This window comes from uncultured Streptococcus sp. (assembly GCF_963516575.1).
GTDB lineage: Bacteria > Bacillota > Bacilli > Lactobacillales > Streptococcaceae > Streptococcus.
Genome location: NZ_CAUQCP010000045.1, coordinates 1 through 15,321, shown reverse-complemented (window position 1 = coordinate 15,321; position 15,321 = coordinate 1). Strand labels below are relative to the sequence as shown.

Below are 15,321 nucleotides of genomic sequence, written 5' to 3'. Positions count from 1 at the left end.
GAGGCAAGGAGTATTCGCCTGAATTGATGGAAGTGGTGATGACGCATCCCAATCCGTTGACAGAACAAGAAATCGCAGTTTTAAAGGGAATTGCTCAGGGCTTCTCTAACCAAGAAATTGCAGACAAACTCTATCTATCCAACGGAACAGTCCGAAACTATGTCACCAATATTCTTTCAAAACTTGATGCAGGTAATCGAACAGAGGCAGCTAATATCGCGAAAGAATCTGGTTGGTTGTAATACTATCATATCTCGAAAACCATTATGTGCTAAAATTGATGGGATTGAATGGAACAATAGTAACTTTAGGAGAGGGGGATTCCTCCTTTTTCTTTTTTGGGGAGCACTACAAAAGAGCTAAAATTGCTAAATTCCCAAACTAAGTTCCGCTGTTAGTAGAAGTGGAAGTTAGTCTGATAAAAATCAAATTAACAATAAAAAAGAAAAATATCTTGACAACCAATGGAAAATTTTGTTACAATAATAGACGGTACTTTTTACTTTTGGTCTCTCAAGAGTGTACAGGGACGTGCTGACAAATGTTGCAAAAGTACACACAGATGATAGCTGTCACCAAGTGTATCATCACCAAAAATAAAAAAACACAGGAGAATGTAGATGCCTACAATTAACCAATTGGTTCGCAAACCGCGTAAATCAAAAGTAGAAAAATCTAAATCACCAGCTTTGAACGTTGGTTACAACAGTCATAAAAAAGTTCAAACAAACGTTTCTTCACCACAAAAACGTGGTGTTGCAACTCGTGTTGGAACAATGACACCTAAAAAACCTAACTCAGCCCTTCGTAAATTCGCTCGTGTACGTTTGAGCAACCTTATCGAAGTTACTGCCTACATCCCAGGTATCGGACACAACTTGCAAGAACACAGCGTGGTTCTTCTTCGTGGTGGACGTGTAAAAGACCTTCCAGGGGTACGTTACCATATCGTCCGTGGAGCACTTGATACTGCAGGTGTTAACGATCGTAAACAAGGCCGTTCTAAATACGGTACTAAACGTCCAAAAGCATAAGGAAAGGGGATAAAGAGAAATGAGTCGTAAAAATAGAGCTCCAAAACGTGACGTATTGCCAGATCCGCTTTACAATTCACAACTAGTTACTCGTCTTATCAACCGCGTTATGCTTGATGGTAAACGTGGTACAGCTGCTTCAATCGTTTACGGTGCCTTTGAGCAAATCAAAGAAGCTACTGGAAACGATGCACTTGAAGTATTTGAAACAGCTATGGAAAACATCATGCCTGTACTTGAAGTACGTGCACGTCGTGTTGGTGGTTCTAACTACCAAGTCCCAGTTGAAGTTCGTCCAGAACGTCGTACAACACTTGGACTTCGTTGGTTGGTAACAATCGCTCGTCTTCGTGGTGAACACACAATGCAAGACCGTCTTGCAAAAGAAATCTTGGATGCTGCTAACAACACTGGTGCAGCTGTTAAGAAACGTGAAGACACTCACCGTATGGCTGAAGCTAACCGTGCATTCGCACACTTCCGTTGGTAATATAGGATGCGAAAGCGTTAAGAAAGTCCCAGAGAAAATAGGGAATCGAAGCAGGTTGCGATTGCAACCAATGAGATTCATCTTTTTCTCCAGACTTTTAGCTTGAGCTCAACTAAATCATGATGCTAGGAACGGTAAGGATGCAAGGTGAAAATAGGAAACTGACGCAGTATTCGACGAATACAAGGAAGTTTATCTTTTTCACACAGCATCCCGTTCCGGTTCAAATCGGCTAATTAACTTTAGCCCGAGTTCGATTCAATTTGTAAATCTACAAGTTGAAATCAACAATAGCATGAAAACATTGAGAACGGGTAGGTCCTGCCTATCCGTTTTTATTAAAATCGTGTTATAATAGAATAGAAATCAAAAATAAATAGGAGAAACAAACCTCATGGCACGCGAATTTTCACTTGAAAAAACTCGTAATATCGGTATCATGGCTCACGTCGATGCTGGTAAAACAACAACTACTGAGCGTATTCTTTACTACACTGGTAAAATCCACAAAATCGGTGAAACTCACGAAGGTGCGTCACAAATGGACTGGATGGAGCAAGAGCAAGAGCGTGGTATCACTATCACATCTGCTGCGACAACAGCTCAATGGAACAACCACCGCGTAAACATTATCGACACACCAGGACACGTGGACTTCACGATCGAAGTACAGCGTTCTCTTCGTGTATTGGATGGTGCGGTTACCGTTCTTGACTCACAATCAGGTGTTGAGCCTCAAACTGAAACAGTTTGGCGTCAAGCAACTGAGTATGGAGTTCCACGTATCGTATTTGCCAACAAAATGGACAAAATCGGTGCTGACTTCCTTTACTCTGTAAGCACACTTCACGATCGTCTTCAAGCAAACGCACACCCAATCCAATTGCCAATCGGTTCTGAAGATGACTTCCGTGGTATCATCGACTTGATCAAGATGAAAGCTGAAATCTATACGAACGACCTTGGTACAGATATCCTTGAAGAAGATATTCCAGCTGAATACCTTGACCAAGCTCAAGAATACCGTGAAAAATTGGTTGAAGCAGTTGCTGAAACTGACGAAGAATTGATGATGAAATACCTCGAAGGTGAAGAAATCACTAACGAAGAATTGAAAGCTGGTATCCGTAAAGCTACTATCAACGTTGAATTCTTCCCAGTATTGTGTGGTTCTGCCTTCAAGAACAAAGGTGTTCAATTGATGCTTGATGCGGTTATCGACTACCTTCCAAGCCCACTTGACATCCCAGCTATCAAAGGTATTAACCCAGACACAGACGCTGAAGAAACTCGTCCAGCCTCTGACGAAGAGCCATTTGCAGCTCTTGCCTTCAAGATTATGACTGACCCATTCGTAGGTCGTTTGACATTCTTCCGTGTTTACTCAGGTGTTCTTCAATCAGGTTCATACGTATTGAACACTTCTAAAGGTAAACGTGAACGTATCGGACGTATCCTTCAAATGCACGCTAACAGCCGTCAAGAAATTGACACTGTTTACTCAGGTGATATCGCTGCTGCCGTTGGTTTGAAAGATACTACTACTGGTGACTCATTGACAGATGAAAAAGCTAAAATCATCCTTGAGTCAATCAACGTTCCAGAACCAGTTATCCAATTGATGGTTGAGCCAAAATCTAAAGCTGACCAAGATAAGATGGGTATCGCCCTTCAAAAATTGGCTGAAGAAGATCCAACATTCCGCGTTGAAACAAACGTTGAAACTGGTGAAACAGTTATCTCTGGTATGGGTGAGCTTCACCTTGACGTCCTTGTTGACCGTATGCGTCGTGAGTTCAAAGTTGAAGCGAACGTAGGTGCTCCTCAAGTATCTTACCGTGAAACATTCCGAGCTTCTACTCAAGCACGTGGATTCTTCAAACGTCAGTCTGGTGGTAAAGGTCAATTCGGTGATGTATGGATTGAATTTACTCCAAACGAAGAAGGTAAAGGATTCGAATTCGAAAACGCAATCGTCGGTGGTGTGGTTCCTCGTGAATTTATCCCAGCGGTTGAAAAAGGTTTGGTAGAATCTATGGCTAACGGTGTTCTTGCAGGTTATCCAATGGTTGACGTTAAAGCTAAGCTTTACGATGGTTCATACCACGATGTCGACTCATCTGAAACTGCCTTCAAGATCGCGGCTTCACTTGCTCTTAAAGAAGCTGCTAAATCAGCACAACCAGCTATCCTTGAGCCAATGATGCTTGTAACAATCACTGTTCCAGAAGAAAACCTTGGTGATGTTATGGGTCACGTAACTGCTCGTCGTGGACGTGTAGATGGTATGGAAGCACATGGTAACAGCCAAATCGTTCGTGCTTACGTTCCACTTGCTGAAATGTTCGGTTACGCAACAGTTCTTCGTTCTGCATCTCAAGGACGTGGTACATTCATGATGGTATTTGACCACTACGAAGATGTACCTAAGTCAGTACAAGAAGAAATCATTAAGAAAAACAAAGGTGAAGACTAATCAGTCCTCACTCTAGAAGGAAGTCACTTAGTGGCTTCCTTTTGTCTTTAGAAAATACCTCTAAATATGGTAAAATAGTAGGAGAATAATGTGAGGAAAATGAATGTCAAATAGTTTTGAAATTTTGATGAATCAACTGGGGATGCCTGCTGAAATGAGACAGGCTCCTGCTTTAGCACAGGCTGATATTGAGCGAGTTGTGGTTCATAAAATTAGTAAGGTATGGGAGTTTCATTTCGTATTTTCTAATATTTTACCGATTGAAATCTTTTTAGAATTAAAGAAAGGTTTGAGTGAGGAATTTTCTAAGACAGGCAATAAAGCTGTTTTCGCAATCAAGGCTCGGTCTCAAGAATTTTCAAATCAGCTCTTGCAGTCCTACTATAGGGAGGCTTTCTCTGAAGGCCCATGTGCTAGTCAAGGTTTTAAGTCTCTTTATCAGAATTTGCAAGTTCGTGCTGAAGGAAATCAGCTCTTTATTGAAGGAACTGAGGCGATTGATAAGGAACACTTTAAGAAAAATCATCTTCCTAATTTAGCCAAACAACTTGAGAAGTTTGGTTTTCCAACTTTTAATTGTCAAGTCGAGAAGAATGATGTGCTGACCCAAGAGCAAGAAGAGGCCTTTCATGCTGAAAATGAGCAGATTGTTCAAGCTGCCAATGAGGAAGCGCTCCGTGCTATGGAACAACTAGAACAGATGGCACCTCCTCCAGCTGAAGAGAAACCAGCCTTTGATTTTCAAGCTAAAAAAGCTGCAGCTAAACCGAAGTTGGACAAGGCGGAGATTACTCCTATGATTGAAGTGACGACGGAGGAAAATCGTCTGGTCTTTGAAGGGGTTGTGTTTGATGTGGAGCAAAAAGTGACTAGAACAGGTCGTGTTTTAATCAACTTTAAAATGACAGACTACACTTCCAGTTTTTCGATGCAAAAGTGGGTTAAGAACGAGGAAGAGGCTCAGAAATTTGATCTAATTAAGAAAAATTCTTGGCTCCGAGTTCGTGGGAATGTGGAGATGAATAACTTCACACGCGATTTGACCATGAACGTGCAGGATGTGCAGGAAGTTGTTCACTATGAGCGGAAAGATTTGATGCCAGAAGGTGAGCGTCGGATTGAGTTTCATGCTCATACTAATATGTCGACCATGGATGCTCTACCAGAGGTTGAAGAAATCGTTGCGACAGCTGCTAAGTGGGGACACAAAGCAGTTGCCATTACGGACCATGGAAATGTCCAGTCCTTCCCACATGGCTATAAGGCAGCTAAGAAAGCGGGAATCCAGCTAATCTATGGAATGGAAGCCAATATAGTGGAGGACCGTGTCCCTATCGTCTATAATGAAGTGGGAATGGACTTGTCAGAAGCGACCTATGTGGTCTTTGACGTGGAAACAACGGGTCTATCAGCCATCTATAATGACTTGATTCAGGTTGCAGCCTCTAAGATGTACAAGGGGAATGTTATTGCTGAATTTGATGAATTTATCAATCCTGGTCATCCCTTGTCAGCTTTTACTACTGAGTTGACTGGAATTACAGATGACCATGTCAAAAATGCCAAACCACTGGAACAAGTTCTGCAAGAATTCCAAGAATTTTGCAAGGATACGGTCCTAGTCGCCCACAATGCCACCTTTGACGTTGGCTTTATGAATGCCAACTATGAGCGTCATGGTCTGCCAAAGATTGGTCAGCCAGTTATTGATACGCTGGAGTTTGCTAGGAACCTCTATCCTGAGTATAAACGTCATGGTTTGGGACCTTTGACTAAGCGTTTTGGTGTGGCTCTAGAACATCACCACATGGCCAACTACGATGCGGAAGCTACTGGTCGTCTGCTTTTCATCTTTATCAAAGAGGTGGCAGAAAAACATGGTGTGACCGATCTAGCTAGACTTAATATTGATTTGATTAGTCCAGATTCTTATAAAAAAGCTCGGATCAAGCATGCGACTATTTATGTCAAGAATCAGATAGGTTTAAAAAATATCTTTAAGCTGGTTTCTTTATCCAATACCAAGTACTTTGAAGGGGTGCCGCGGATTCCGAGAACAGTTCTAGATGCCCACCGGGAAGGTTTGATTTTAGGTTCAGCTTGCTCTGAAGGTGAAGTTTTTGATGCAGTCGTTTCCCAAGGTGTGGATGCGGCGGTTGAGGTGGCTAAGTATTATGACTTTATTGAGGTCATGCCACCAGCTATCTATGCTCCCTTGATTGCTAAGGAGCAGGTCAAGGATATGGAAGAACTCCAGACTATTATCAAGAGTTTGATAGAGGTTGGAGACCGCCTTGGTAAGCCCGTTTTGGCTACGGGAAATGTCCACTATATCGAACCAGAAGAGGAGATTTACCGTGAAATTATCGTCCGTAGTTTGGGACAGGGGGCGATGATTAACCGAACGATTGGTCATGGTGAACATGCCCAACCAGCTCCTCTCCCCAAAGCTCATTTTAGAACGACTAATGAGATGTTGGATGAATTTGCCTTCTTGGGAGAGGATTTGGCTCGTAAACTGGTTATTGAAAATCCAAATACTTTAGCAGAAACCTTTGAGTCTGTTGAGGTTGTTAAGGGGGACTTGTACACGCCTTTCATCGACAAGGCTGAAGAAACGGTCGCTGAATTGACCTATAAGAAGGCTTTTGAGATTTATGGAAATCCGCTGCCAGATATTGTTGATTTGCGGATTGAAAAAGAATTAACCTCTATTCTGGGGAATGGCTTTGCCGTGATTTATCTTGCTTCTCAGATGCTGGTACAACGCTCCAATGAACGGGGCTACTTAGTTGGTTCTCGTGGCTCTGTTGGGTCCAGTTTCGTTGCGACCATGATTGGGATTACAGAGGTCAATCCTCTCTCTCCTCACTATGTCTGTGGACAGTGTCAGTATAGCGAGTTTATCACAGATGGTTCGTACGGTTCAGGTTTTGATATGCCCAATAAGGACTGTCCAAACTGTGGTCACAAACTCAGTAAAAACGGACAGGATATTCCGTTTGAGACCTTCCTCGGTTTTGATGGGGACAAGGTTCCCGATATTGACTTGAACTTCTCTGGTGAAGACCAGCCAAGCGCCCACTTGGATGTGCGTGATATCTTTGGTGAAGAATATGCCTTCCGTGCAGGAACGGTTGGTACGGTGGCTGCTAAGACTGCCTATGGATTTGTAAAGGGCTACGAGAGAGACTACGGGAAGTTTTATCGTGATGCAGAGGTGGAACGCCTCGCCCAAGGTGCTGCTGGTGTCAAGCGGACGACGGGACAACACCCAGGGGGAATCGTTGTTATTCCGAACTACATGGATGTTTACGATTTTACGCCTGTCCAGTATCCAGCGGATGACGTGACGGCTGAATGGCAGACCACTCACTTTAACTTCCACGATATCGATGAGAACGTCCTCAAACTTGATGTACTGGGGCATGATGATCCGACCATGATTCGGAAACTGCAGGACTTGTCTGGGATTGATCCCAATGAAATCCCTATGGATGACGAAGGCGTGATGGCCCTCTTTTCTGGGACTGATGTTCTTGGGGTAACACCTGAACAAATTGGAACGCCGACGGGGATGTTGGGAATTCCAGAATTTGGAACCAACTTTGTACGTGGGATGGTAGATGAGACGCATCCGACGACTTTTGCGGAGTTGTTGCAGTTGTCTGGCCTGTCCCACGGTACCGATGTCTGGTTGGGAAATGCCCAGGATTTGATCAAGCAAGGGATTGCGGATCTGTCGACCGTTATCGGTTGTCGGGACGACATCATGGTTTACCTCATGCATGCTGGTCTCGAGCCTAAGATGGCCTTTACTATCATGGAACGGGTGCGTAAAGGCTTGTGGCTCAAGATTTCCGAAGAGGAGCGAAATGGCTATATCGAAGCTATGAAGGCTAATAAGGTGCCAGAGTGGTATATCGAGTCCTGTGGGAAAATCAAGTACATGTTCCCTAAAGCTCATGCGGCAGCCTACGTTATGATGGCCTTGCGTGTGGCCTACTTCAAGGTTCACCATCCTATTTATTATTACTGTGCTTACTTCTCAATCCGCGCTAAGGCTTTTGATATTAAGACTATGGGTGCAGGCTTGGATGCTATCAAGCGCAGAATGGAAGAGATCGCTGAAAAACGGAAGAACAATGAAGCCTCTAATGTGGAGATTGACCTCTATACAACTCTTGAGATTGTTAATGAAATGTGGGAACGTGGTTTCAAGTTTGGGAAACTCAATCTCTACCGCAGTCAGGCGACAGAGTTCCTCATCGATGGGGATACCCTCATCCCGCCATTTGTAGCAATGGATGGTCTGGGAGAGAACGTTGCCAAGCAGTTAGTTCGAGCGCGTGAAGAGGGAGAATTCCTCTCTAAAACAGAATTGCGCAAGCGTGGTGGGCTCTCATCAACCTTGGTTGAAAAGATGGATGAAATGGGGATTCTGGGCAATATGCCAGAGGATAACCAGTTCAGTTTGTTTGATGAGTTGTTTTAAAAAATTGCTTATTTTGATCAAGTGGACAAAATATGTCCACTTGATTTGTTATAATTCTCTTAAAAATAATAGAAAAGAGAGTATAATATGGTGGATCAAGAAATTTTAAATTCTAATGTGTCAATTGAAGAGGAGATTTATAATTTTGAAAAAGGCTTGAAAGATGATGGGAGTGATTGGACCGGATTCCCACAAATAGACTTAAAAGAAGATTCTCAATGTATTTACATTCGCGGTATTTCAGAGACTGACAGATGGCATTTGATTTATTATACGTTAACTAAAATAAAACCTGCTACTCCAATAGCATCACTTGTATATTATCGAGTGAGAGATAATTTGATTTTTTCTAAACATAGTCAATGGATAAAACTGCAAATGGGGTATACAGAGTATGACTTGATTTTTCTGGAGGGAGTTCAATTTTTGGGAGAAGCTGATCAAAGGGTACAGGAATACTGGATGCAGCAATTCAAAGAGGGTAAGAAAAGAAACAAACTCTTCATTGTATATTCAGACTGCTTACCCGAAGACTTAAAAAATATGCCTGAATCCGTAGTTGAGTTCTTCGAATCTGGCATAGTGGTACAGTTGAAATCATCTAAGGGCTAGTTTATTTTGCTTTAATCGTTTTGAATATAAAGTGCTAGTTAGACTATAGAAGTGATAATAATGTACTGGAAATAGTATTGTTTGAATAATATGTAGAAGGACTGCAAATGAATGATCAAGAGAGACTGCTAACGATTTTTTTACGTTTACAGTTTGGGACTCCGTTAGGAAAAAAGCAACTGGCTCAGGAATTTGAGGTTAGTGAAAAGACGATACAGAGAGATTTTTCGCTACTCCGTGATATTTTATATAGTCACACCAGTTATAGTGGAGATTTGCTTTATAACCGTAAAACGAATAAGTATTGTTTATCTAGTAAGTCAGTTTTTAATAAAAAGGATATACTCGTTATTTCAAAGATTTTATTGGAAAATCGAGCACTGAACAGACCAGAAATTGCTAGCTTACTAAATAATTTACTGAACTTAGTTCCCCGTGATGATCGGAAAGAAATCGAGCAGATTATTGGAAGTGAAAAGCTTAACTATGCTCCCTTAACGGATCAACAAAATAGAATAGAGAAAATTTGGAATTTATCAGAAGCTATTTTACATGAACAGGTTCTAGACATTATCTATCAAAAACCTTATTCTGAGTCTTCTAAGAGGCAGACTGTTTTGCCAGTCTCTCTTTATTATGATAGTCATTATTTCTATCTAGTTGTCTACCAGCTGAAACATGCTACTTATATTACTTTAAGAGTAGACCGCATCCGGTCATGGTCTCTTAGTGATATAGAGAAACCCTCTATTTCTTATCGAAATAAATTTAGAGATGGTGACATTCGTAACGAGAGAGTAGATGCTTTTATCGGGAAGAAAATCAGTATTGAAATCGAGTATTTGTACGATCCGACGATTGTGATGGATCAATTTCCAAATGCAAAAATAGTTGGGAAAAATGGCAACTGGACTCATTTTAAGTTTGAAAGTCAACACACACCAGGGCTTAAACGCTGGTTGCTAGGGCAAGGGGAAGCAGTTACTGTTTTGTCTCCTCGGATTTTAGTAGAGGATATGAAGCAAACAGTTCAAGAGATGATAGATAAATATAGATGAGGATAAAATGACTATTCAATTTACTTCTAAAAAGGTTGGAGAACTATTGAAAGAAGAGGGTTTGCGGATTCCTTCTTATCAAAGACCATATAAATGGAACAGAAAACATATCCGTAATCTTTTTTATGATTTACGAGATGCTATGGGGAAAAAGGAATATCAGATTGGTTCCGTTATCTTACATAAAAATGATGGATATTTAGATATTGTCGATGGAAAGCGATATTTAGATATTGTCGATGGACAGCAACGGCTAATTTCAATTTCTTTGTTTCTTCATTTATTAGATGATTTAGTGAATTATAAGGGTGCTAAGCAACTGCTGAGTGCTGCTGTATTTGGGGAGCTATCTTGCTATCATGCGAGTGAAAATTATAATGAGTGGGAAAATTTGACTCAATTGGTTGGCGAAAATCAGGCAAAAGATATTTGCAATTTTTTATTGGAAAATTGTTCTGTCTCCGTGATTACTATGTCACAGGAACGATTATCTGAAGCCTTTCAGTTATTTGATTCTCAGAATAATCGTGGAAAATCTTTAGAACCTCATGATTTGCTCAAAGCCTATCATCTTCGCAAGGAAGATTCAGAAGATGAAAAGATTGTTGAAAAGTGGGAGCAATTTGTAGAAGATAAAGATTTAAGTCTCAAAGAGTTGTTTGATAAACATCTTTTCCGTATGAGACGTTGGTCTCGAGGAGAGACAGGATTGACAAACAAGCGTTATGGATCTTATCTGCGTTTTACAGAGGATTTTATTGACGATTTTAAAGGCGTTGATTTGAATCAGAACTTTCCATATCTAGAATTGTATCGTCATATTGAAAATCTCCCCATGTCCATTACTATGCCAATCATTGATGGAAGTAAATTTTTTGAGTATATTGAATCTGCTCATGTAACTATTAAAGAGCATAAAGATTTTTTAAATGAAGAGTTAGGATTTTCTGATGAACCTGAAGGGGAAGGAAAAAATCTAGTTTACCCAAAAGGTATGTTGAACATTTACAATAGCTCAAAGGGGCGCTACCTCAAGTGTTACAATATATTCCTAAATATTTGCTCGCTTTTTGCTGAGAGATTTGGAAAAGATGAGCTATCAAAGGAGATAGTAGAAACCTTGTTTATTTGGTCTTATTACCCTCGAGTTAAGTCTAAAGCAATATATGATGCGACGGTAGGAAACTATGTTGCTGGTGGAAGGTTTAGACAAAAAGAGGCTCAAAAGCTATTTCAACTTTTATCTCATGCTGTCACTCCGAATGATTTCATGATTAAGATAGATAGAGAATTATTTGAAAATTATACTGTGGACAAGATTATAGAAGAGGAAAAAGGTAAATGGTAGAAACACATATAAGCTTATCAGTTAATCGTTTATTAAATGAAGATACCTATGCTATTCCTCTATATCAGAGAAATTTTGCTTGGACTTATGATGAAATTGAACAATTGTTGAACGATGTGGCGGATGCTTTTCAAGAAAATAGAGACAATTACTATAAAAATAGAGACAATTACTATATTGGAACATTAGTCGTTAATAAAGAGAATGGCATTTTCAAAATCATAGATGGGCAACAACGGACAACAGCCCTTAATTTGATTGCCTTAGCTTTGAAGCATGAGTTTGGTTTTGATAGATTGAAAGCTGTCAATCTTACCTTCCCAGCTAGGCAGAAATCAAATAAGAATATTAAAGATTTATTTGCCAAGAAAAAAATTTTAGAGGACGATGAAAATGAGCTGACTAGAGGTTACAGATATGCTAAAGACGCATTGAAAAAAGTGCTAGAGGAGCGCCGTCTTGATCCTCAGTCTTTCGTTGATTATCTTTTTGAGAATGTCATCATTTTTCGGAGTATACTTCCTGAGGATTTAGATTTGAATCTTTATTTCGAACGTTTCAACTCTCGAGGAGAACAACTAGAGGCTCATGAGATTCTTAAGGCGCAAATGATGGCTAAGTTCGGTACAGATCAAGAAATGGCGCAAAAGTTTGCAAGGATTTGGGATGCCTGTGCAGAATTTGATAAGCCGGTAATCAATGCATTTACAAAAAAAGCAAAGAAAAAGCATCATGATGGAGAAAGAGAAAAAATCTTTCCTTTGAATTGGATTAAAGGAAATAATTATCAGAATAGCTTTCTTTTAAATATTGATAAGTCCTTAAGTCAAATAGAAGTTCAGTCAACTAATAAGAAATCTCTATTGTCTAGTATAGAAAATAAAGAATCTACAACAGTTAAAGTAATATCAGATACGAATGAAGTGGAAAAATACAGAACGATTATAAACTTTGAAACATTTTTATATTTCGTTTATTATATAACATTTGGTAATGTATCTCCTTCTGATATACAGCTAGATGACAAGAAATTATTAGAAACATTTGAAAATATAACTAGTGTTAATACAGGTATAGAGGATGTTACATTATTTATTAGGAATTTATTGAAATTAAAATTTATATTTGATAATTTGATCGTACGAATGTCACAAGAGACTAATAATAGAAGACAAGAAAATGATTGGTTTCTGCAGAAAGTTTATCGGAATGATTATAATAATAAAACTAGAGGAGATTTATTTGTTCAATATTATTATGATAAAAATTCTTTTGAAAAGTTCAATGATGATATTTTAATGCTTCAATCCATGTTTGCTGTGACCTTTACTGCCAATCGAGATAGTCGTTGGTTATATGAAATCTTGCAATTCTTGTTTAACCATATTGAAGAGTTAAATCAAACAGAATTTGCTAGTCTCTTTAAGGATTTTCTTGAAAAAATGGCAGTGAGATATGCTGAGGAAAGATTGTTTACCGAAGATAAAAGTATCAAAAAATATGGGGCAATTCCTGTTTACGCTTTTAACTTTGTAGATTATGTTTTATGGAAAAATCGTGCCGAATTAGAGAAAGAGTACAAGGATATTAATTTTGATCATTTCAAATTTGCTTATCGTCGCTCCGTAGAACATTGGTATCCTCAGAATCCAAATGGACAGGATGGAGAAAGCCAATTACCTGCCGAGTTTTTACATTCCTTTGGCAACCTTTGTATTACTACCGATATTCAGAACTCCAGGTTTGGCAACTCCTATCCAGAAGCTAAATTAAAACAATGGGAAAAAGAAGATATATTCCATCGTCAAAGTTTAAAATTACAGATGATGGCAGAGATAACTTCTAAAAAAAATAGATGGGATATTTGTGAGATTCAATCTATGGAAAAAGAAGTGGAAAGATATGTACAAAATTTTTGTAATAGCTAATTAAAACAAGCTTCAGTAAGCTTGTTTTTTAAAATACCAATATATGTGATATACTAGAAAGGGAGGATATTTCATGAAACTAAGAATTTTTGCGGAAGATAAACCTGCTGAAAAAATTTTTGACTATCAGCTAGAGCTGGCAGATGAAACAATTATTCTATCGACAGCACTCTTGTCAGGTACTATTGCACTAGCAGGGCTACTTTCTGCTTTGAAAGAAAAATAAAAATAGAAAAGAGAAACAACATGGTTTTACCAAATTTTAAAGAAAATCTAGAAAAATATGCGAAATTGTTGGTTGCGAACGGAATCAATGTGCAACCTGGTCACACTTTGGCTCTCTCTATCGATGTGGAGCAACGCGAGTTGGCTCACTTAATCGTCAAAGAAGCTTATGCTTTGGGTGCACATGAGGTTATTGTTCAGTGGACAGATGATGTCATTAACCGTGAGAAATTCCTCCACGCACCGATGGAGCGTTTGGACAATGTGCCAGAATACAAGATTGCTGAGATGAACTATCTCTTGGAGAACAAGGCTAGCCGTCTTGGGGTTCGTTCATCTGATCCAGGTGCCTTGAACGGTGTGGATGCTGATAAGCTATCAGCTTCTGCTAAAGCTATGGGACTTGCTATGAAGCCAATGCGCATCGCAACGCAATCCAACAAGGTTAGCTGGACTGTAGCAGCCGCTGCTGGACTTGAATGGGCTAAGAAAGTCTTTCCAAATGCTGTGAGCGACGAAGAAGCAGTCGATCTCCTTTGGGACCAAATCTTCAAAACTTGCCGTGTCTACGAAGCAGATCCTGTTAAGGCTTGGGAAGAGCATGCAGCTATCCTTAAGAGTAAGGCAGATATGCTTAATAAAGAACAATTTTCAGCACTTCACTACACAGCGCCAGGGACAGCTTTGACACTTGGTTTGCCAAAGAACCACGTTTGGGAATCAGCTGGCGCTATTAATGCGCAGGGCGAAGGATTCTTGCCAAATATGCCGACAGAGGAAGTCTTCACAGCGCCTGACTTCCGTCGTGCAGATGGTTATGTCACTTCTACAAAACCGCTTAGCTACAACGGAAATATCATCGAAGGAATTAAAGTAACCTTTAAGGATGGACAAATTGTGGATATCACTGCTGAAAAAGGCGATCAAGTCATGAAAGACCTTGTCTTTGAAAATGCGGGTGCGCGTGCCTTGGGTGAATGTGCCTTGGTACCAGATCCAAGCCCAATTTCTCAGTCAGGCATTACCTTCTTTAATACCCTTTTCGATGAGAATGCGTCAAATCACTTGGCTATCGGTGCAGCCTATGCAACTAGCGTTGTTGGTGGAGCGGATATGAGCGAAGAGGAGCTTGAAGCTGCGGGGCTTAACCGTTCAGATGTTCACGTAGACTTTATGATTGGTTCTAACCAAATGGATATCGATGGTATCCGTGAGGATGGGACACGTGTACCACTCTTCCGTAACGGAGATTGGGCAAATTAAGGAGATAATATGTTAGGAAGTATGTTCGTTGGTCTCCTAGTGGGATTTTTAGCAGGTACTCTGACCAATCGTGGAGAGCGAATGGGATGTTTTGGAAAAATGTTTCTCGGTTGGATTGGTGCCTTTCTAGGTCACTTGCTTTTTGGAACTTGGGGACCAGTTTTATCAGGAACAGCTATTATCCCAGCGATTTTAGGAGCCATGATTGTCTTAGCGATTTTCTGGAGACGAGGAAGTTAATTTCTTAAATCTGATACTCAATGAAAATCAAAGAGCAAACTAGCCGCAGGTTGCTCAAAGCACTGTTTTGAGGTTGTAGATAGAACTGACGAAGTCAGCTCAAAACACTGTTTTGAGGTTGCAGATAGAACTGACGAAGTCAGCTCAAAACA

12 protein-coding genes are annotated in these 15,321 nt (G+C 40.1%); all 12 read left to right on the top strand.

Annotated elements, in window-relative coordinates:
* Positions 1-242, top strand: a 242-nt coding sequence (locus RWM06_RS08095; RefSeq protein WP_313970757.1) for a response regulator transcription factor, incomplete at its 5' end; no start/stop codon positions are given.
* A gap of 378 nt (positions 243-620) precedes the next feature.
* A complete protein-coding gene (rpsL, locus tag RWM06_RS08090; protein ID WP_001142332.1) occupies positions 621-1,034 on the top strand; it encodes a 30S ribosomal protein S12 in 414 nt (137 codons plus the stop codon).
* 19 nt (positions 1,035-1,053) lie between these two features.
* Entirely contained in the window at positions 1,054-1,524 is a 471-nt protein-coding gene (rpsG, locus tag RWM06_RS08085) for a 30S ribosomal protein S7 (RefSeq protein ID WP_000087873.1), read from the top strand.
* A gap of 394 nt (positions 1,525-1,918) precedes the next feature.
* Complete coding sequence (gene fusA / locus RWM06_RS08080; protein WP_000090354.1) at positions 1,919-4,000, top strand: elongation factor G; 2,082 nt, start codon at positions 1,919-1,921, stop codon at positions 3,998-4,000.
* Between the two features lie 103 nt (positions 4,001-4,103).
* The gene (locus RWM06_RS08075) at positions 4,104-8,495 is read left to right on the top strand and encodes a PolC-type DNA polymerase III (protein ID WP_313970756.1); all 4,392 of its coding nucleotides are present in this window, start codon (positions 4,104-4,106) and stop codon (positions 8,493-8,495) included.
* An 87-nt stretch (positions 8,496-8,582) separates the two neighbouring features.
* Entirely contained in the window at positions 8,583-9,107 is a 525-nt protein-coding gene (locus RWM06_RS08070; RefSeq protein ID WP_313970755.1) for a DnaA ATPase domain-containing protein, read from the top strand.
* A gap of 107 nt (positions 9,108-9,214) precedes the next feature.
* Complete coding sequence (locus tag RWM06_RS08065) at positions 9,215-10,165, top strand: YafY family protein (protein ID WP_020902436.1); 951 nt, start codon at positions 9,215-9,217, stop codon at positions 10,163-10,165.
* A gap of 7 nt (positions 10,166-10,172) precedes the next feature.
* Positions 10,173-11,513, top strand: a complete 1,341-nt coding sequence (locus tag RWM06_RS08060) for a DUF262 domain-containing protein (protein ID WP_120719004.1) — start codon at positions 10,173-10,175, stop codon at positions 11,511-11,513.
* On the top strand, positions 11,507-13,441 hold the full coding sequence (locus RWM06_RS08055; RefSeq protein WP_313970754.1) for a DUF262 domain-containing HNH endonuclease family protein: 1,935 nt from the start codon (positions 11,507-11,509) through the stop codon (positions 13,439-13,441). The genes RWM06_RS08060 and RWM06_RS08055 overlap by 7 nt, the downstream gene beginning before the upstream one ends.
* Positions 13,442-13,514: 73 nt before the next feature.
* Positions 13,515-13,667 carry a hypothetical protein gene (locus RWM06_RS08050; protein ID WP_313970753.1) on the top strand — a complete coding sequence of 51 codons (153 nt, stop codon included), beginning with the start codon at positions 13,515-13,517 and terminating at the stop codon, positions 13,665-13,667.
* A gap of 20 nt (positions 13,668-13,687) precedes the next feature.
* On the top strand, positions 13,688-14,929 hold the full coding sequence (locus RWM06_RS08045; protein ID WP_313970752.1) for an aminopeptidase: 1,242 nt from the start codon (positions 13,688-13,690) through the stop codon (positions 14,927-14,929).
* A gap of 9 nt (positions 14,930-14,938) precedes the next feature.
* Positions 14,939-15,169 (top strand): GlsB/YeaQ/YmgE family stress response membrane protein, encoded by a 231-nt coding sequence (locus tag RWM06_RS08040; RefSeq protein WP_102210844.1) that lies wholly within the window; start codon positions 14,939-14,941, stop codon positions 15,167-15,169.
* Positions 15,170-15,321: the final 152 nt, after the last annotated feature.